At 62.0% G+C, this 18367-nt stretch carries 15 protein-coding genes; 10 read left to right on the top strand and 5 right to left on the bottom strand.

Annotated features, from left to right (window positions below; all coding sequences use genetic code 11):
• Nucleotides 1-133 precede the first annotated feature (133 nt).
• The 4 genes from ACP15R_RS07430 (at nucleotide 134) to ACP15R_RS07415 (ending at nucleotide 5658) form a co-directional block, all read left to right on the top strand.
• Nucleotides 134-1972, top strand: a complete 1839-nt coding sequence (locus tag ACP15R_RS07430; RefSeq protein ID WP_424985762.1) for an ABC transporter ATP-binding protein — start codon at nucleotides 134-136, stop codon at nucleotides 1970-1972.
• A complete protein-coding gene (locus ACP15R_RS07425; protein ID WP_424985761.1) occupies nucleotides 1969-3801 on the top strand; it encodes an ABC transporter ATP-binding protein in 1833 nt (610 codons plus the stop codon). Before ACP15R_RS07430 ends, ACP15R_RS07425 begins: the two co-directional genes overlap by 4 nt.
• 38 nt (nucleotides 3802-3839) lie before the next feature.
• Nucleotides 3840-5093: a class I SAM-dependent RNA methyltransferase gene (locus ACP15R_RS07420; RefSeq protein WP_424985760.1), complete on the top strand. Its 1254-nt coding sequence runs from the start codon at nucleotides 3840-3842 to the stop codon at nucleotides 5091-5093.
• 64 nt (nucleotides 5094-5157) lie between these two features.
• A complete protein-coding gene (locus ACP15R_RS07415) occupies nucleotides 5158-5658 on the top strand; it encodes a L,D-transpeptidase family protein (RefSeq protein ID WP_424985759.1) in 501 nt (166 codons plus the stop codon).
• A 90-nt stretch (nucleotides 5659-5748) separates the two neighbouring features.
• On the opposite strand, the gene ACP15R_RS07410 is transcribed toward ACP15R_RS07415, so the two are convergent.
• The 5 genes from ACP15R_RS07410 to ACP15R_RS07390 all read right to left on the bottom strand — a co-directional run bounded on the left by ACP15R_RS07410 (nucleotide 5749) and on the right by ACP15R_RS07390 (nucleotide 11862).
• Nucleotides 5749-6402: a GntR family transcriptional regulator gene (locus ACP15R_RS07410; protein ID WP_424985758.1), complete on the bottom strand. Its 654-nt coding sequence runs from the start codon at nucleotides 6400-6402 to the stop codon at nucleotides 5749-5751.
• 83 nt (nucleotides 6403-6485) lie between these two features.
• Nucleotides 6486-7613, bottom strand: coding sequence for a mandelate racemase/muconate lactonizing enzyme family protein (locus ACP15R_RS07405; protein ID WP_424985757.1), 1128 nt, complete (start codon nucleotides 7611-7613; stop codon nucleotides 6486-6488).
• 72 nt (nucleotides 7614-7685) lie between these two features.
• Nucleotides 7686-9233, bottom strand: coding sequence for a BCCT family transporter (locus ACP15R_RS07400; RefSeq protein ID WP_424985756.1), 1548 nt, complete (start codon nucleotides 9231-9233; stop codon nucleotides 7686-7688).
• 24 nt (nucleotides 9234-9257) lie between these two features.
• Complete coding sequence (locus tag ACP15R_RS07395) at nucleotides 9258-10592, bottom strand: FAD-dependent oxidoreductase (protein ID WP_424985755.1); 1335 nt, start codon at nucleotides 10590-10592, stop codon at nucleotides 9258-9260.
• 268 nt (nucleotides 10593-10860) lie between these two features.
• The gene (locus ACP15R_RS07390; protein ID WP_424985754.1) at nucleotides 10861-11862 is read right to left on the bottom strand and encodes an ester cyclase; all 1002 of its coding nucleotides are present in this window, start codon (nucleotides 11860-11862) and stop codon (nucleotides 10861-10863) included.
• 137 nt (nucleotides 11863-11999) lie between these two features.
• On the opposite strand from ACP15R_RS07390, the gene ACP15R_RS07385 reads away from it, so the two are divergent.
• The 6 genes from ACP15R_RS07385 to hisD all read left to right on the top strand — a co-directional run bounded on the left by ACP15R_RS07385 (nucleotide 12000) and on the right by hisD (nucleotide 18329).
• Nucleotides 12000-13049, top strand: coding sequence for an ABC transporter ATP-binding protein (locus ACP15R_RS07385; protein ID WP_424985753.1), 1050 nt, complete (start codon nucleotides 12000-12002; stop codon nucleotides 13047-13049).
• A gap of 80 nt (nucleotides 13050-13129) precedes the next feature.
• Entirely contained in the window at nucleotides 13130-14353 is a 1224-nt protein-coding gene (locus ACP15R_RS07380; RefSeq protein ID WP_424985752.1) for an ABC transporter substrate-binding protein, read from the top strand.
• 67 nt (nucleotides 14354-14420) lie between these two features.
• Complete coding sequence (locus ACP15R_RS07375) at nucleotides 14421-15446, top strand: carbohydrate ABC transporter permease (protein ID WP_424985751.1); 1026 nt, start codon at nucleotides 14421-14423, stop codon at nucleotides 15444-15446.
• A gap of 3 nt (nucleotides 15447-15449) precedes the next feature.
• Complete coding sequence (locus ACP15R_RS07370) at nucleotides 15450-16331, top strand: carbohydrate ABC transporter permease (protein WP_424985750.1); 882 nt, start codon at nucleotides 15450-15452, stop codon at nucleotides 16329-16331.
• A 125-nt stretch (nucleotides 16332-16456) separates the two neighbouring features.
• Entirely contained in the window at nucleotides 16457-16993 is a 537-nt protein-coding gene (locus ACP15R_RS07365) for an ester cyclase (protein ID WP_424985749.1), read from the top strand.
• Between the two features lie 7 nt (nucleotides 16994-17000).
• The gene (hisD, locus tag ACP15R_RS07360; protein WP_424985748.1) at nucleotides 17001-18329 is read left to right on the top strand and encodes a histidinol dehydrogenase; all 1329 of its coding nucleotides are present in this window, start codon (nucleotides 17001-17003) and stop codon (nucleotides 18327-18329) included.
• The last annotated feature ends 38 nt before the right edge of the window (nucleotides 18330-18367 follow it).

Genomic DNA, 18367 nt, shown 5'->3' with positions numbered 1-18367 from the left:
CCTGAAACATTCGGAGGGTACGAAATGTATTACGGGATTTGGCACAGCCCAAGCTGATACGCCGCCCCGTTACGGGTGGTCGACAGACGCCGCCCCCTGCATTTCGTTTTTGCGCTCACCAGGAGCATCCGCCATGTTTCGTTTCTTTGAAAACCTTGTTGACCCTTACTGCGACTATACCGAAGTAGATCGCCCGCCGACCCGTATCTGGCCGTTCATGATGGCCTATGCCCAACCGTTCAAAACCGTGTTCTGGTGGACCGGCATGCTGTCCATCGTGGTGGCGGCGGTGGAAATCTGGCTGATCTATTATATGGGGCGGCTGGTCGACCTGCTGACCGGGGACCCGGCACAGGTGCTGGCCGAACATGGCCTCGAACTGGCGCTGGTCGCATTTTTCCTCGTGTTCCTGCGGCCGATCCTGCACGTATTCGACGTGGCCCTGCTGAACAATACGATCCTCCCGAATTTCGGCACGCTGATCCGATGGCGGGCGCATAAACATGTGCTGCGCCAGTCGGTCGGCTGGTTCGAAAACGATTTCGCCGGTCGCATCGCCAGCCGCATCGTTCAGACCCCGCCCGCCGCCGGAGAGGTGGTGTTCCAGGTATTCGATGCGATCTCGTATTCGCTGGCCTACATGATCGGTGCGGCGATCCTGTTGATGGCGGCGGACAGCCGGCTGATCATTCCCTTGCTGATCTGGTTCATTCTCTATGGTGCGCTGACCCGCTGGACCGTCACCAATGTGGGCCCGGCGTCTCAGGCCGCGTCCGATGCGCGCTCAACCGTGACCGGGCGGGTTGTCGACAGCTATACCAACATCCATTCGGTCAAGATGTTTGCGCATCACGATCACGAATTGTCCTATGCGAAAGAGGCGATCGAAAACACCCGGCGGACATTTCAGGTCGAAATGCGGATCTTTACCATCATGGACCTCGCGCTGGTGGTGTTGAACGGCTTGCTGATCGTCGGGGTTGTCGGCTGGGCGATTTACCTGTGGGCCGTCGGAGAATCCAGCGTTGGCGTCGTTGCCGCCGCCACGGCGCTGACCCTGCGGCTGAATGCCATGACCGGTTGGATCATGTGGGCGCTGACCAGCTTCTTTCGCGAACTGGGTGTGGTGTCCGAAGGGATGCAGACCATTGCCCAGCCGATCGACCTAGTCGACGCCAGCGATGCCAGGCCGCTGACGTTGCACGAGGGCGGCATCGAGATCCGGTCATTGTCGCATCACTACGGGCGCGACAGCGGCGGTCTGGACAGGATCAGCCTGACCATCCGGCCGGGCGAAAAGATTGGCCTGATCGGGCGGTCCGGTGCGGGAAAATCCACTCTGGTCAAGCTCTTGCTGCGCTTCTACGATGCGGAGACCGGGCAAATCCTGATCGACGGGCAGGACATCGCCACCGTGTCGCAGGACAGCCTGCGCCGCAATATCGGCATGGTGCAGCAGGACAGCGCCCTGTTGCACCGTTCGGTCCGGGCCAACATCCTGTACGGGCGGCCCGATGCGACCGACGAGGAAATGATCGCCGCCGCGAAACAGGCCGAGGCGCATGATTTCATCCTCGACCTGGTCGATATGGAAGGGCGTCGCGGGTATGACGCGCATGTGGGCGAGCGGGGCGTCAAGCTGTCTGGCGGACAGCGGCAAAGGGTGACGCTGGCGCGGGTGATCCTCAAGGATGCGCCGATCCTGTTGCTGGACGAGGCCACCAGCGCGCTGGATTCCGAGGTCGAAGCGGCGATACAGGATACGCTCTATGGCATGATGCAGGGCAAGACCGTGGTTGCCATTGCCCACAGGCTTTCTACCATTGCACAGATGGACCGTATCCTTGTCATGGACCAGGGGCGCATCGTTGAACAGGGGAGCCATGCCGAATTGCTGGATCAACAGGGGCTGTATGCCGAATTCTGGGCGCATCAGTCCGGTGGTTTCCTGAGCACGGAGGCCGCCGAATGAAGCTTGCCGACCTGATCCAGCCCTTTCAGCGGATCGACACCCCGCCGCCCCGGACGTTGGCGGCGTTCATTCGCTGGTGTCTGACCGGGGCATGGCCGATGCTGTTTGTCGCAGCGGCGTTTTCCGGGCTTGCCGGTGCGATGGAGGCGGGTACGGCCTGGATGCTGGGGCTGGTGATCGACACGGCAGTGTCGGGCGGGCCGCAAGGGGTGTTTGACGGCTCCAACCTCGTGCGGATCCTCGCGGCGGTCGGGTTTTTCATGCTGATCCGCCCGGCCCTGTTCGGGCTGTCATCGGTGGCCAACAACTACATCGTGATGCCCAATATCACGCCGCTGGTGCTGTCGCGGCTCAATCGCTGGACCCTCGGCCAGTCGGTGACCTTCTTTGACGATGATTTTGCCGGGCGCATCGCGCAAAAGCAGATGCAGACCGCAAATGCGCTGACCTCGATCGTCTCCGAGGTGATCAGCGCGATTGTCTTTGCCGTGGCCTCGATGCTGGGGTCGCTGCTGTTGCTTGGTTCGATTCATCCGGCGGTCATGCTGCCCTTTGCCCTGTGGTTGCTGGTCTATTTCCTGCTGATCCGCTGGTATCTGCCGCGTATCCGTGAACGCTCTGCCGCGCGGGCCGGGGCACGCGCGATGGTGACCGGGCAGGTGGTTGACACGATCACCAATATCAAGACGGTCAAGCTGTTTGCCCATGCGGCACACGAAGACGACGCGGCGCGCGGGGCAATGGCGGTGTTGCGTGATCGCGCGCTTGCCTTTGGCAGGCTTTCGGCGAGCTTCCGGTTTTTCCTGATGACCCTCGCCGGGGTGCTGCCGGTGATGCTGATCGGGGCGACATTGCTTCTGTGGCGCGACGGTGGGGCCTCGGCGGGCGATATTGTCGCGGCTGGCGCGATTTCGATCCGTATCGCCCAGATGACCGGCTGGGTCAGCTTTACCCTGATGGGCATTTACGCCCATGTGGGCGAGGTGGAAAACGGCATGCAGACCCTGGCGACGCGCAACCGTGTCGAGGATGACACGGGCGCAACCCCGTTGGCCGTCGATCAGGGCGAGATCGTGTTCGATGGCGTCGAATTTGCCTATGGCCGCGACGTGGGCGGCGTGCAGGGCATCGACCTGACCATCCGTCCGGGGGAAAAGCTGGGCATCGTGGGCGCGTCGGGCGCGGGGAAATCGACCCTGGTGTCGCTTTTGTTGCGGCTCTATGATGCCGAGGATGGCGCGATCCGGATCGATGGTCAGAATATCGCCGGCGTGACCCAGGACAGCCTGCGCCGGCAGATCGGCATGGTCACGCAGGAAACCGCGATGTTCAATCGTTCCGCGCGCGACAACATCCTCTATGGGCGGCCCGACGCAACCGAAGACGAGGTCATCGCGGCGGCCAAGTTCGCCGAGGCGGATGAATTCATCGGCGCGCTACAGGATTCGCAGGATCGGGCCGGATATGACGCCCATCTTGGGGAGCGCGGCGTGAAACTCTCGGGTGGCCAGCGGCAGCGCATCGCGTTGGCCCGCGCGATCCTCAAGGATGCGCCGATCCTGGTGCTGGACGAGGCCACCAGCGCGCTGGATTCCGAGGTCGAGGCTTCGATCCAGGAGGCGTTGCACCGGGTCATGCGGGGCAAGACCGTGCTGGCTATCGCGCACCGGCTGTCGACCTTGTCGGAAATGGACCGCATCATCGTCATGGAGGCGGGGCGTATTGTCGAAGCGGGCACGCCATCTGATCTGCTGGCGCAGGGGGGCCTCTATGCCCGGTTCTGGAACCGCCAGTCGGGCGGCTTTATCCATACCGAGGCGGCGGAATAGGGGCTTTCTCCGGCGCGCGCGGATCGGTATCAGGCGGCATGATCACAGAACATGAAATCCTGCGCCTTGGGCATCAGGGCGATGGCGTGGCCTTGGGGCCGGTCTATGCACCGGCGACATTGCCGGGCGAAACCGTGCGCGGCGTGGTGTCCGGATCGCAGCTGACCCAGATCCGGATCGAAACCCCGTCGCCGGACCGGGTACAGCCCCCGTGCCAGCACGCCAAATCCTGCGGCGGTTGTCAGTTGCAGCACGCTTCCGACGCGTTTGTTGCGCAGTGGAAACAGGACATCGTCGCCACGGCGCTGGATGCGCAAGGGCTGGCCGCGCCGATGCGCGCGATCCAGACCTCCGCGGCCCGAACCCGCCGCCGTGCCGTGGTGTCGGCCCGGCGCACGAAAAAGGGCGCGATGGCGGGGTTCCACGCGCGTGGTTCGGATGTGATCGTCCAGATACCCGATTGCCAGCTGGTCGACTCGCGGCTGCGCGCGGGATTGCCGCTGGCCGAGGCGCTGGCCGTGGCGGGGGCGAGCCGCAAGGGCGAGATCTCGGTGACGCTGACGGTTACGGAGAACGGGCTTGACGTGGCGGTGAGCGGCGGCAAGCCGACTGACGGGCCGCTTGAGGCCACGCTGGCGCAACTGGCCGAGCGGTTCGGCGTTGCGCGGCTGGCCTGGGAGGGCGAGGTGATTGCCATGCGCCAGCCGCCGGTGCAGGGCTTTGGAACGGCCAAGGTGACTCCGCCGCCCGGCGCTTTCCTGCAGGCCACTCCGGAAGGAGAGGCCGCCCTGCTCGCCGGTGTCCGCGAGATTGTCGGGAACGCGGCGCGCATCGTTGACCTGTTTTCCGGTTGCGGCACGTTCAGCCTGCCCCTGGCCGAACAGGCCGAGGTGTTCGCACTCGAAGGGGATGCCGGGATGATCCGGGCATTGGATCACGGCTGGCGTCAGGCGCAGGGGCTGAAAAAGGTCACGGGCATCGCACGCGACCTGTTTCGCAGGCCATTGGTGCCGCAGGAATTGGCCGGGTTCGATGCGGCGGTGCTCGACCCACCCCGCGCCGGGGCCGAGGCGCAGGTTGCCGCGCTGGCCGAGTCATCGCTTGAACGGATCGCCTATGTGTCGTGCAACCCGGTGACATTTGCACGGGACGCGCGCGTTCTGGTCGACGCGGGCTATCATCTGGCCTGGGTGCAGGTGGTTGATCAGTTCCGCTGGTCTTCGCATATTGAACTGGTCGCGGCATTTTCCCGGACGGCAGGGCAGGAAACCGGCGGGTCGGCGCAAATGTGATTTTGCCTTTCACCGGGCGGGCGCTATTGCATGGGACGAGGCAGAAAAACAAAGTGAGCAGCAGATGAAACGGCGCATCTTCGGATTGGGAGCCATGGCGACCCTTGCGGTGGCGGGGTGTTCGACCAAATCCAAATTCCGCACATATAGCGGCCCCGAGGTGACTTCGATTGTCGTGAACAAAGGGCAGCGGCGGATGTACCTGTTGAACAACCAGGACATCCTCAAGGCGTATGATTTCGATCTGGGCTTTGCGCCGACCGGGCACAAGCAGTTCGAAGGCGACGGCAAGACGCCGGAGGGCACCTATCTGATCGACCGGCGTAACCCGCGCAGCCAGTATCACCTGTCGATCGGCATCTCTTATCCGAATTCACGGGATATCGCGAATGCCATCAGGGCAGGGCGCAGCCCGGGGGGCGAGATTTTCATTCACGGCCAGCCCAACAACCAGAAGGTCAAGCGCCGCGACTGGACCGCGGGCTGTATCGCCGTCACGAATGACGAGATGGAAGAAATCTATGCAATGGTGCGGGATGGCACGATCATCACCCTGCGCCCCTAGCGGTACTTGCATTGCCGGCTTGGGCTGATTTGGACGCGTTGAAATCACCTGTTTTCTGCGGCGGCGGATGGTGTGCGCTTCTGGCGCGGCTCAGACCAGGGCTTCCATCTGCCGCCGGGTGAAATCGCGCAAATAGGTCATGAGCTCTTCCGATTTCTGCACCGGGGCCACGGCATCGCCCGAGATCAGCCCGCGCAGCATGGCGCAATACAGCGCGGTGCAGAATTCCTGGTCTTGGTCGGTGGCGTAATAGCGCCAGAACCGGCGCGACAGGCCCTGGGTGGTTTTCATGGTCGACAGGATGAATTCGTTCTTGGACGCCTCGGCCACCGCGCCGTGGATTTGCCGCAACAGAGTCATGAACCCGGCCCGGTCATCATTGGGAAGTGGCGCGAGCTGATCCAGGATCTGTGCGAAACGGTCCATGTCGGTACTGTTGAGCCGTTGGGTCGCCTTCTGGATGCTGAGACGTTCGATCGGTTCGCGCAGCTCCAGAAGCTTGAGCATCGTCATCGCGTTCAGCTCGGGAATGACGATGCCCGCACGGCCCAGGCGGACGAGGTTTTCGCTCGACAGCCGCACCAGCGCCTCGCGTACCGGGGTGCGGCCAAGGCCCAGCATTTCCATCAGGTCGGCCTCGGCCACGACGGTGCCCGGTTGCAGGTCACAGTTGACGATCGCCGCCTCGAGCATTTCGGCGGCGATCTCTGCTTTGGTTCTCTTGGCTGAACTGGTCGGGGTCACGTGGTATCTCTTGTCAGTGCGGCGCTCCGGGGTCTGTTCTAGACCAATACCGGTGGCGGGGCGAACTGCAAAGAGCTGCTGGCTCATGACGGGCGAAAGACCTTGCGCTCATAGACAAAGGGTTCGATCGCGTCCCAGTCCATCTCGACGCCCAGTCCGGGCAGGCCGCTGGGTTGCACAAAGCCATCGTCGTCGGGGCGGATAACCTGTTTGGCCCCGAATTCGTAATTCTCGAACGGCGCGGCCTGTTCGAAATAGTCGCAATTCGCGTTGGCCAGCATGAGGTGCAGGTTCGCCGCCTGGGTCAGCGTATAGCCCCAGCTCTGGACCTCGCATTTCAGGCCGTGCGCGCGGGTGATCGCCATGCCTTCGTTGCCGCCGGTAAAGCCGCCGATCCCCGTGACATCGAATCGGGTCCGGTCCCAGGACCGCATTTGCAGCCCCAACTGGATCAGGCGCAGGTCGGTGACCGAGTTGCCGCCGCTGACCACGTCGGTATCCAGCACGTCCGATAGGGCCTTGTAGCCGGACAGGTCGCTGTCCGGGATCGGGGCCTCGAAGAATTCCCAGCCGTGTTCATCAAGCACCCGGCCCATGCGCAGTGCCTGGTTCAGTGAGTAATTGGCGTCGGCATCGAGGATCCAGCCGATGCCCCGACCGGCAAACTCCTCGCGCAGCCGCTGGACCAGGCGCAGGTCATCCTTGAAGCGGCAATAGGGGTGGATCTTGATCGCGCGATAGCCCCGGTCCAGCATACGATGACAATAGGCGATATAGGCATCGTCATCGGGCAACAGCGGGCTTGAGGCATAGGCGTCGATCTTGTCGCGCACCGCGCCCAGCATCTGGTAGATCGGCAGGCCCAGCGTCTTGGCCTTGCCATCATGCAGGGCGATGTCAAACAGCGAGGTTGCCATGTTGTTCAGCGGCACGTAGCGGCTGCGCATATCCGCGTAGACCTGCGGGATCTCGAGAATATTGCGGCCCAGTACAAAGGGCGCCATGAGTGAGGCCGCCGAGAACAGCGTCTTGTCGAACGCGTGCTCGGTATAGACCGTGGTGCCGGCGATGGCTTCGATCCCGTTCGAGAGGCGCAGGCGGGCGATGATCATCGCCTCGTACATCTCGCCCAGATGCGAGGACCAGGTGACCCGCTCGCCGTCGGGACCGACGGCCATCAATTCGATTTCTTCGACCAGTGCGTTAGACATGATGCATGCATCCAGAAAAAGTGGGGTTCAGGGCGGGCGGCGGCGTGTCTGGCCGCCGCCCGGCGAGGCAAATCAGGCGTGATCCTGTTTCAGGTACTTCACGGTGGTGATCATCATGAACACCATGATCAGGATGATCGGAAGCCCCACGAGCACAACCGCGGTCTGCATGGTTTTCAACCCGCCCAGGAACAGCAGCGACATGGGCAGCACGGCAATCGCGCCACACCAGAACAGCCGGTTGCCGCGCGCCGGTTCCTGGCCTTCGTCCAGTTCCCTGGTCGAGGCACAGGCCATGACATAGGCGGCCGAGTCAAAGGTCGTTGCCAGCATGACGATACCGGAAACCGCAACCGCAAGCAGCACGAGGCCGCTGCCCGGAAGGGTCTTGAACATCTCGATGATCGCCGGGGCGACGCCCTGTTCGTTCACCAGGTCGACCATCGGCAAAAGGCCCTTGATCTGCTGGTCGATGCCATAACCGCCCAGCACCACGTAGAACAGCACGCAACCCGAGGTTCCGAAGGTCAGCAGGCCGATCACGACTTCGCGGATTTTGCGGCCCATCGAGATCCGGGTGACAAACAGCCCCATGAAAGGCGCATAGGCCACCCACCACGCCCAGTAGAACACGGTCCATGCCTGCGGAAAGCCCGAACCGTTGACCGAGTCGGTCCACAGGCTCATGGTGATGTAATTGGTCAGCGTATAGGCGACCGAATCCATGCCAAGTGCCACGATGAACCCGGTGGGACCGGCAAACAGCACGTAGATGATGATCGCCAGCGTGATCAGCGAACCCGCGTAAGACAGGCGCTTGATCCCGTCATCCAGGCCGAGACCACTGGAGATCGAGAAGATCGCGGTGCAGCACAGGATGATGGATACGTCGAGCCAGACATTGGGTTCGATGCCCAGAACATGCGCCAGTGCGCCGCCGATCATCGGCGTTCCAAGACCCAGCGAGGTCGCCGCCGCACCCAGGATGCCGAATATGAACATATAATCGATGACCTGGCCCACCGGCCCGTCAACCATGTCGCCCAAGGCCCCGCGGCAGGCTTCGCTGACCTTGTAGATGTGGCGTTTGCGCACGTAATAGATATAGGACATGGCAACCGCGGGAATGCAGTAGAGAGCCCAGGCCGTCGGCCCCCAGTGAAAGATGCCGTAAGACTGACCCACGGTGAACATCTGGGGTGTCGCGGCTTCGAGCCCGAACGGTGTCCAGGCATAGTGATAGGCCCATTCGGTGCCCGCCCAGAGCATCAGCCCCGACGCAATCCCGGCCAGAAACACCATTGCGCCCCAGGCCGACCAGGTGAATTCCGGCGCGGTATCGGCATCGCCCAGCTTGATCGCGCCGAACCGCGAAAAGGCCAGCCAGATCACAAAGACCAGGGCCGCGAAACCAACGATCAGAAACGCGAAATCAAAGCTGTTGGTCATCCATTTGAACAGCCCGTCCAGCAGTGTCTTGCCCTGCTCGGGAAAGGCGATCAGCAGGATGGCCGAGATCGCAATGATCGCGATGCTGATGACTTGCATCCTGCGGTCGGTTTCCGGCGTGTTCTGCACAGGTTTGGCGGCACCTTTTGGTGCCTCGTCTAGAATAGTCACGTTTGTCTCCTCCACGTGAGCCGATCAATCGGCAGCTTTCATCAATTGGGAAATCCCGACGCCGTCGATGGCCTGGAAATCCAGCCCCTCACGGATCGACATGTCAGCGGCGAGCGCGGCGGCCCGGCCGTATTCAAAACACTGGGCCGTCACCCGGCAGCTCGCCAGGGCTTCGTGCTCGGCACTCAGACAGCGCCCGGCGACGATCACGTTGCGCCCCTGTTTCGGCACCAGCGTGGCAAAGGGCACGTCATAATAGTCGTCAACCAGCCATTCGGTTTTCGGCTTGGCACCATAGTGCAGCTCGATCGGCCAGCTGGACCGGGCGATGGAATCGTCGGTCTTGCGGGTGTTCACCACGTCGTCGTTCATCAACCGCTTGACGCCCTCGATCGAGCGGGTCTGGCGCACGCCGACCTCTTGCGCGTAGTCGATGAAATAGGCGTCTTCACAGCCGGGGATTTCCTGCCTGAGGAAATCGAAAAACGCCCGCGCCTGATAGATCGAGAATTGCTCGGCCTCGGAATGGTCCAGCGGGTCGGTGACATCCAGGTCGCGCCCGTCGAACCCGGTGATCTTGGTGCCGTTCACGAGGATCTCGCCGGGATTGACCGTCGGGAACAGCCAGACCTTCTTGCGCAGCAATTCGTCGCGCTGTTCGAGCTTTTCCACGACCTTGGGTGGCGAGATGGTGTTTTCACCCCAATAGTCCAGGTAGGCGTCGCGGTCGACATTGCCGATCTTGAACATCATCGACGGGTTCTGGATCACGCCGTTATTGCCCTTGGTGGTGGCCAGCCCCATGCGGAACACCGCGTCGCCATCGCCGCTTGCGTCGATCACCCGCTTGGCGGACACGCGGGTAAAGCCTGACCGCGTGTGCAGCACCAGCCCGGTCAGCGCGTCGTCCTCGGTGATCACGTCGACCATCTCGGTGTGATACAGGATATGAACGCCCGCCCCGCGCAGCAGGTCGGTCGAAACCTTCTTGTACTTGGCGCAGTCATGGGTGGTGACCCAGGTCTTGCCATAGATTTGCGGCGCGGTCAGGCCGCCCTCGGCGTCAAGCGCGCTGCGAAACCGTTCGGCAAAGCCGAAGATGATCTGTTGGGGCTGGGCAACATGCGGATCGGCCACGGTCAGGTACAGGCCGCAGATCGTTCCCGACATGCCCGATACCGCCGCACCGCCGCAATAGCCCAGCCGCTCGATCAACATTGTCCTGTGGCCCGCCTCGGCTGCCGTCGTCGCCGCGGCGATCCCCGCCGGGCCGCCGCCCAGCACGACGATATCGAACGCGCCGAACTCGGGGATGTCCTGATAGCTGCCGGAACCCAGGCTCGGTTGGTAGGTTTGCATGTCGCCCTCCTTGGATATGCCAGAAATATATTTAGAATATTTTGGAAAAATACGATGCATAAAAGCGACCACATAGGGGCATATTACGACATCTTGTGTCAGAGCTTTCGCGCAGGCAGCGCAAAGCAGCCGCGATCCCCGCGCCGGGAATATGGGGATTCGCGATGCGGTAACGCGGCTGCGTTACCCGTTGCGGGGTGCGTGGGCTGCTATTGGAGCGCGCCGGTTTCGCGTGCGGGGGGCCGGCGCGCCCGGTGTTTCACCGCGATCAGGCAGGATCGTTTTGTGGCAATTGTGCCAGGATATCGACTCCTTGCCCCTTCCAGAAGTGCAGCAGGTCGATGAATATCCAGTTCTCGGCGATCTTGTCGCCCTCGCGGCGATAGATGTCTATGACCCGGAACTCGCCTGTTTCACCGGTGGCGGGCAATCCCATGAACGGTCCGGTCAACCGGGCGGAAAAGTTGGGCCAGCCAAAGAACCCGGCATAATGACCCTCGGCCAGACGCGCGACATGGCTGGTTTTCGACCGCTCCGAAAACGCGGCCCGGAAGGGGCCGGAATGCTGTTGGGCATAACGCGGAATGGTATAGGTCGCGCCGATCCCTGTCGGTCCCCACCAGAGCATGTTCTCGGCCCAGTCCAACCGCAGTTCGTCCTCGAGGCTCAGCCCGCTGTTCCACTGGCCAAGATTGGCAATCATGCTGTTGATCAATGCCAGCGTGGTTTCACCCTCGCGCGCAGGTTGGGGGGCAAAAAGCAGCCCGTCATGGGATCGCGGTCCGGGTTGCACAAGATGCTGCGCGGTCTGTCCGGGAAAGGGATGCAGCCCGGCCTGCTCCATGAGATGGGGCAGATCAAAGAACATCGCGGTCTCGGCAATTCGCCCCTCCGCAACCCGATGAAACTCGCAATAGCGCAGCATGGCGATCTTGCCGGTGGGCGGAATCCCGGCAAGAGGGGCGTCAAACAGCCCCATGAGGTGACCCATCGACACCACCCAGGTCTCGGCAAAACCGCCGATCTCGCTGTGCCCGGCAAAGAAGATGTCCTGTCTGCGTTGCAACGAGGTCAGGCTGCGGCCAAGCGGTTTCCAGAACGCCCTGGCAACATTTTCCGGGCCCTTGATCTCGTTGAACGGGTGGAACCCGTGCCATGTCAGGGTCTCGGCACAATGGGTTCTCAGAACGTCAGCCGGATCCGCGTCCGGCACCTCCAGATTCGCGTGAAACGCCTGAACCAACTGCTTGGCGGACTGAAGATCTTGCATGATTTTCGCACCATTTCCTAGGCTTATGCAAATATTGCATTCGTATGCAAAATTATCTTGCCAAAATACTATAGCCGAGACTACCCTTTTTGCAATCGTATGCAAAAAGAACCGATTCCGTTGGGAGGGGAGCCCGGATGGCAGAGATCCAGCTGCGCAATATCAGCAAGCGTTGGGGCAGTTTCGTGGGGGTCGACAAGTTCGATCTGACGATTGCCGACAAAGAGTTTCTTGTGCTGCTCGGGCCGTCGGGCTGTGGCAAGACCACCACCATGCGGATGATCGCGGGGCTGGAGGATGCGACCGAGGGGGACATCCTTGTGGATGGCAAGCGGGTCAACGATCTGGAGCCCAAGGACCGCGACGTGGCGATGGTGTTCCAGAGCTATGCGCTTTACCCGAACCTTGATGTCTATGAGAACATCCGCTTTCCGTTGCGCGTGCGCGGCATCGACGCGTCGACCCATGACGAAAAGGTGCGCCGCGCCAGCGCCATGGTCGAACTGGACGATTTCCTGCATCGCAAACCCGCCGAGTTGTCTGGCGGGCAGCGCCAGCGTGTTGCCCTGGCGCGTGCCATCGTACGTGAACCCAACGTCTTTCTGATGGATGAACCCCTGTCCAACCTTGACGCCAAGCTGCGGGTTTCGACCCGCGCACAGATCAAGAACCTGTCACACGAACTGGCGGTCACGACGGTTTACGTGACCCATGACCAGATCGAGGCAATGACACTGGCCGATCGCGTCGTGGTGATGAAGCAGGGCGTGGTACAGCAGGTCGGTTCGCCCACGGAAATCTACGACCGCCCGGCCAATGCCTTTGTTGCCAGCTTTATCGGCTCTCCCGCGATGAACCTGATGCAGGGCGCGATGGCGGATGGCGCGTTTTCCGCGGAATACACCGAGATCCGCGGGCTTGCGGCGCATCAGGGTGCGGTCACGCTGGGCTTCCGCGCCGAGGATGCCCAAGTGGTGACAAGCGGCGGGCAGATCAACGCGCCGATCTACACGATGGAATTGCTGGGTGACGCCACGATGGTCACCGTCCGCATCGGCGGCGCGCTGGTCTCAGTCAAGGCCGACAAGACCTATCGCGCGGAAATCGACGACGTGGTGTCGATCGCGGTTCCGACCGAACATTGCCACCTGTTCGACGCCCAGACCGGCGCCCGGCTGGTGGACTGATACCTGCAATCCCCGCGCGGGCGGGGCAAATGGGGCGCGCGCTTAGCAGACGTCCCGGACCTTACTAGGGAGTATACATGATGCGACTTAAGACCCTTGCCCTTGCCGGTGGCATGACGCTGATGGCGGGCACCGCGATGGCCTGCGAAATCAATGCGCGGGTGAATATCGTGGGCAATGAATTTCCGGCGATCCAGACCGTCGGTGCCGGTGCAGCGGAATGTACCGGTGCCGAGGTCAGCTCCAACCTGACCGCCGATCACCAGAAGATCAACATTCCCGGACTTCAGGGCAACCCCGCCGAATTCACCGCCGTCATCAACAACAACTCGGTTCTGACGTCGCTGTTGAACGAGGGCGTGATCCGGCCGCTGGACGATCTGGTTGCCAAGCATGGCCAGAGCCTGCGGCCGAACCAGCTGATCACCATCAACGGAGAGGTTGTTTCGGTGGCCTTCATGGCGAATGCCCAGCATCTGGTCTATCGCAAGGACATTCTCGAGCAGGTCGGCGTCGATGTGCCCAAGACCTATGAAGAACTGCTGGCGGCGGCCAGGCTGATCCGCGAGCAGGGTATCATGGAGAACCCGGTTGGCGGGGCCTACATGGCGGGTTGGAACCTCGCGACGGAATTCATCAACATGTATTTCGGCTTTGGCGGCGAGCTGTACAAACCCGGCACGGTCGAGCTGGCCATCGAGAATGAACAAGGTGTCAAGACGCTCGAGATGATGAAGGCGCTCAGCGAGTACATGAATCCCGACTTTCTGACCCATGATTCCAATGCGACAAATGCCGAGTTTCGCGCCGGCAACGTGGCATTGATGAACATGTGGGGCAGCCGCGCCGCGACGCTGACCACTGTTGACGGGGTGCCGCAAGAGGTGGTTGACGGCTTTGCCATCGACGCGCCGATGACGGTTGGCGGCGGCGACACCATGGCAACGACGCTGTGGTGGGACGGTTTTGCCATCGCCAGGAACGTGTCGGACGAAGAAGCCGAAGCCTCGTTCATCGCGCTGGTTCACGGGATCCGGCCCGAAATGCTCAGCGAAGAGAAACGCCAGCAAGCGGTCTGGCTGATCGAGGGTTACGAGCCGACGGATGCCGCCAAGGGCGTGTTCGCCGCGGCGGGAGGCAAGGCGGTGCCCTATCCGTCGTTGCCGCAGCAGCCGCTGTTCCACACCTCGCTGGGCAACGAGTTGGCCGATTTCATGCAAGGCAAGGAATCCGCGGAACAGGCGCTGGCCGACATCACTGCCGCCTATACCGCGGCCGCCAAGGAAAAGGGCCTGCTCAAGTAGCACCTGATCCCATGCCGGGGGGCGTTGTCCCCCGGTTCCCGTGTCCCATCAATCGCCGAGCACCGCCATGAAACACCGCACTTTCTTCTGGTTCTTCCTGCCTACGGGGCTGGCGATGCTCGTCTTCATCGCCGCGCCGCTGGTCTCGATCATCCAGCAATCGCTCTTTGCACCGCATGAAGCCGTCCTTGTAACCGTGGAAAACTGTGGTCCCTTTGGCTGCAAGGAAGAAACGACAATCGACCAGGAGGCAACAACCGCCCTGCGCGAAGCGCAGCCGATGGGGCGGTTTGTCGGGCTGGATGTCTATCTTGACCGGGGTCATCTCGCGGTGGGTGAAATCGGCGCGGCATGGCGCACCGCCGACAGCATGGGCGCGTTTCTGGGCACGTTGTTCAACCTGCCGTTCTATCGGGCGCTTGCCTTTACGCTGACTTACACCTTTGTCTGCACGCCGCTGCTGATCGCGCTTGGCTTTGCCATCGCCATTTCGGTCAACGCGCTGCACCGGCATCTCAAGGGGCTGGTGATCTTCTTTTCGCTGCTGCCGATGATCGTCACGCCGCTGGTCGGCTCGCTGATCCTGTTCTGGATGATCGACAGCCGGGGTGTGCTTGGCAATTTCATCCAGTATCTCGCGGATGATCCCGAATTGTCGCTCAAGGCATCTTCGCCGCTGATGTGGGTGTCGCTGATCATCTACGGCATCTGGTCCTCCGCGCCGTTTGCTTTCGTGGTCTTTTACGCCGGTCTGCAAACTGTCCCCAAGGACACTCTCGAGGCGGCGCAGATCGACGGGGCGACCCGCTGGCAGCAGATCCGCTTTGTCACCATCCCGCATCTGATGCCGCTGGTGACCTTCGTGGCGCTGATCCAGTTGATGGACAATTTCCGGGTGTTCGAACCCATTGTCGGGTTCAATGCCGCTGCTCATGCAACCTCGCTCAGCTGGATCATCTTCAATGACCTTGGCGGGGAAACCCGGCAACTCTCGGCCGCCGCGACGACTTCGGTACTGACGGTGCTCGGCGTTGCCATTCTCTTGTCGCCCGTGCTGCTGCGCACCTGGCGTGATTTCAAAGGACGGAGCTGAGCCATGTCGAGTGTCGCCACCCGCAAACCGCTGCCGCTGAAGATCGCTCTCTGGGGCTTTGTCGCGATCTGGCTGGTCATGGCCGCCTTTCCCTTCCTGTGGACGCTCTGGGGCAGCTTCAAGGTCGAGCTGGATTTCTTTTCCATCGCCGACTGGACCAACGCCCTGACTGGGGCCAATACCGAGCGCACCCACGGCGGGGCCTTTACCGTCGCCGGATACGAGGGCGCCTGGGTGCAGGAGGCGTTCTGGCGCAACGTGATCAACACCGGCATCGTTTGCATCTTTGTGGTCTGTACGTCGCTGACCATCGGCACGCTGGGCGGCTACGCGCTGTCGCGGTCGGGGTTCAAATACGTGTTCTGGCTGCTGATCATCGCGCTGATCTTCCGGGCAATCCCGCCAATCACGCTGGTTTCCGGGTATTTGCCAGTGTTCTTTGACTGGAACATCTGGGGTTACCTGCCCACGGCGATCATCGTGCTCGTGGCGATCAACCAGCCGTTTACCCTGTGGATGCTGCATTCCTTCTTTGAATCGATCCCCAAAGAGCTCGACGAAAGCGCCAAGGTCGATGGCTGTACCCAGTTCCAGGCGTTCCGCCGCGTGATCATCCCGGTGATGTGGCCGGGGGTCATCACCACCGGATTGTTCAGCTTTCTGCTGGCCTATAACGACTTTGCCGTCACCTCGATGATCCTGAACGAGTCGAACCGCACGATGGTGCCCGAGATCGCCGCCTTTCTGGGCACCACCTATACCGAGGGTAACGTGATGTTCGCGGTCGCCGCCGTGGTTTCCGCCACCGCGCCGCTCTTTGTGCTGGTGCTGTTCTTCCAACGCCAGATCGTCTCCGGCCTGACCGCGGGGGCGGTCAAGGGATGAGCAATTCCGCCCGACATGGCGCGCTGATGCGCCACCCCGCTCTGAACAGGATGCCGAGGGATTTTCTTGTGGGGTGGCGCAACGCCCCCAAGAACATCCCGACGCAACCTGACAGGAGATAGATGATGAAAGGTTCCCGCCCCGAACAGGCCGTGCTGACCCGTGACACGGACATGAGCAAAACCGCCGATACCTGCCGGGTGATCGAAACCATGGTGGATGGCCTGAACGACCATCGCATCGACGATATCGGTGAATTTTTTGCCGAGGGCTTTCGCTGGATGGGCAACCAGGGCTGCGGCACCAAGACCGGCCTGCAAGAATTCCAGGACAATTGGCAGCGCCCGTTCCAGGCGGCGTTCAGCGACAAGACCTGTATCGACGAGGCCCGGCTCTACATGGGCGAATGGGCCGCCGCCTTTGGCCGGCAAGAGGCCACCCACAGCGGCACGTTCCTCGGGATCGCACCCACCGGCAAGCGGGTCGAGATCCGCTACATGGATTTCTGGAAGGTCGTTGACGGCAAGATCGTCGACAACTGGGTGAACGTGGATTTCGCCCATGTGGCGGCGCAGCTGGGTGTCGACCTGTTCGACGGCGAAGGCTGGGAAACATTTGATCGCGGTGAGAAACACGCGCCGCGCCCTGACAATCAAGGATAGAGAGACAATGGCGATTGAATATCTGAAACGCGGCAAACCCGAAGCGGATCGTGCCGAGGATGACGCAAAGACTGCGGCCGTCGTGGCTGCAACGCTCAAGGATATCGAGGCGCGTGGCGATGCCGCGGTGCATGATCTGGCGGTCAAGTTCGACAATTTCGACCGCGCCAGCTATCGGCTGAGCGACGACGAGATCCAGGCGATCATCGCCAAGGTCAGCCCGCGTGAAATGGCCGATATCCGGTTCGCCCAAGAGCAGGTGACGAATTTCGCCCAGGCCCAGCGGGACTCGATGCTCGATATCGAGGTCGAGACCATGCCCGGCGTGATCCTGGGCCACAAGAACATCCCGGTGCAATCGGTCGGCTGTTATGTTCCGGGCGGCAAATTCCCCATGGTGGCCAGCGCCCACATGTCGGTGGCCACGGCCAAGGTGGCGGGGGTGCCGCGCATCGTGGCCTGTACCCCGCCATTCAACGGCGAACCGAACCCGGCGGTGATCGCGGCCATGCATCTGGGCGGAGCGGATGAAATCTATGTTCTCGGTGGCATCCAGGCGGTTGGCGCCATGGCCATCGGCACCGAGACCATCGACCCGGTGCACCTGCTGGTCGGGCCGGGCAACGCCTTTGTCGCCGAGGCGAAACGCCAGCTGTTCGGTCGTGTCGGTATCGACCTGTTCGCCGGTCCCACCGAAACCATGGTCATCGCGGACGAGACCGTCGATGCCGAGCTGTGCGCCACCGATCTGCTGGGACAGGCGGAACACGGGTACAATTCGCCCGCCGTCCTGGTCACCAACAGCCGCCCGCTGGCCGAGGGCACCCTGTCGGAAATCGAGCGCATCCTTGGCGTGCTGCCCACCGCGGGCACCGCGCGGGTCAGCTGGGAGGAATATGGCGAGGTCATCCTGTGCGACAGCTATGACGAGATGCTTGCCGTCGCGGATGACATTGCCAGCGAGCATGTGCAGGTGATGACCGACCGCGACGACTGGTTCCTGGAAAACATGACCTGCTATGGCGCGCTGTTCCTCGGGCCGCGCACCAATGTGGCCAATGGTGACAAGGTGATCGGCACCAACCACACGCTGCCGACCAAGAAGGCGGGGCGCTATACCGGTGGTCTGTGGGTCGGCAAGTTCCTGAAAACCCACAGCTATCAGAAAGTCACCACCGACGAGGCGGCGACCCTGATCGGCGAATACGGCTCGCGCCTGTGCATGCTCGAAGGGTTTGTGGGCCATGCCGAGCAATGCAACATCCGCGTGCGCCGCTATGGCGGGATCAACGTGCCATATGGTGAGGGTGCCCCCTATCGCGAGGCGGCGGAATAGCAACGGCGCGCGGGGCACACCCCGCGCCCTTTTCGGAC

This window comes from Microbulbifer sp. S227A, from assembly GCF_049800935.1.
Note: the sequence above shows the minus strand (reverse complement) of the source record. Positions and strands in the feature narration are given on the sequence as shown.

Coding starts and splice junctions, on each gene's coding strand:
- ACP15R_RS07430 (WP_424985762.1), top strand. CDS start 134: ATGTTTCGTTTCTTTGAAAACCTTGTTGACCCTTACTGCGACTATACC.
- ACP15R_RS07425 (WP_424985761.1), top strand. CDS start 1,969: ATGAAGCTTGCCGACCTGATCCAGCCCTTTCAGCGGATCGACACCCCG.
- ACP15R_RS07420 (WP_424985760.1), top strand. CDS start 3,840: ATGATCACAGAACATGAAATCCTGCGCCTTGGGCATCAGGGCGATGGC.
- ACP15R_RS07415 (WP_424985759.1), top strand. CDS start 5,158: ATGAAACGGCGCATCTTCGGATTGGGAGCCATGGCGACCCTTGCGGTG.
- ACP15R_RS07405 (WP_424985757.1), bottom strand. CDS start 7,613: ATGTCTAACGCACTGGTCGAAGAAATCGAATTGATGGCCGTCGGTCCC.
- ACP15R_RS07395 (WP_424985755.1), bottom strand. CDS start 10,592: ATGCAAACCTACCAACCGAGCCTGGGTTCCGGCAGCTATCAGGACATC.
- ACP15R_RS07390 (WP_424985754.1), bottom strand. CDS start 11,862: ATGCAAGATCTTCAGTCCGCCAAGCAGTTGGTTCAGGCGTTTCACGCG.
- ACP15R_RS07385 (WP_424985753.1), top strand. CDS start 12,000: ATGGCAGAGATCCAGCTGCGCAATATCAGCAAGCGTTGGGGCAGTTTC.
- ACP15R_RS07380 (WP_424985752.1), top strand. CDS start 13,130: ATGCGACTTAAGACCCTTGCCCTTGCCGGTGGCATGACGCTGATGGCG.
- ACP15R_RS07375 (WP_424985751.1), top strand. CDS start 14,421: ATGAAACACCGCACTTTCTTCTGGTTCTTCCTGCCTACGGGGCTGGCG.
- ACP15R_RS07370 (WP_424985750.1), top strand. CDS start 15,450: ATGTCGAGTGTCGCCACCCGCAAACCGCTGCCGCTGAAGATCGCTCTC.
- ACP15R_RS07365 (WP_424985749.1), top strand. CDS start 16,457: ATGAAAGGTTCCCGCCCCGAACAGGCCGTGCTGACCCGTGACACGGAC.
- hisD (WP_424985748.1), top strand. CDS start 17,001: ATGGCGATTGAATATCTGAAACGCGGCAAACCCGAAGCGGATCGTGCC.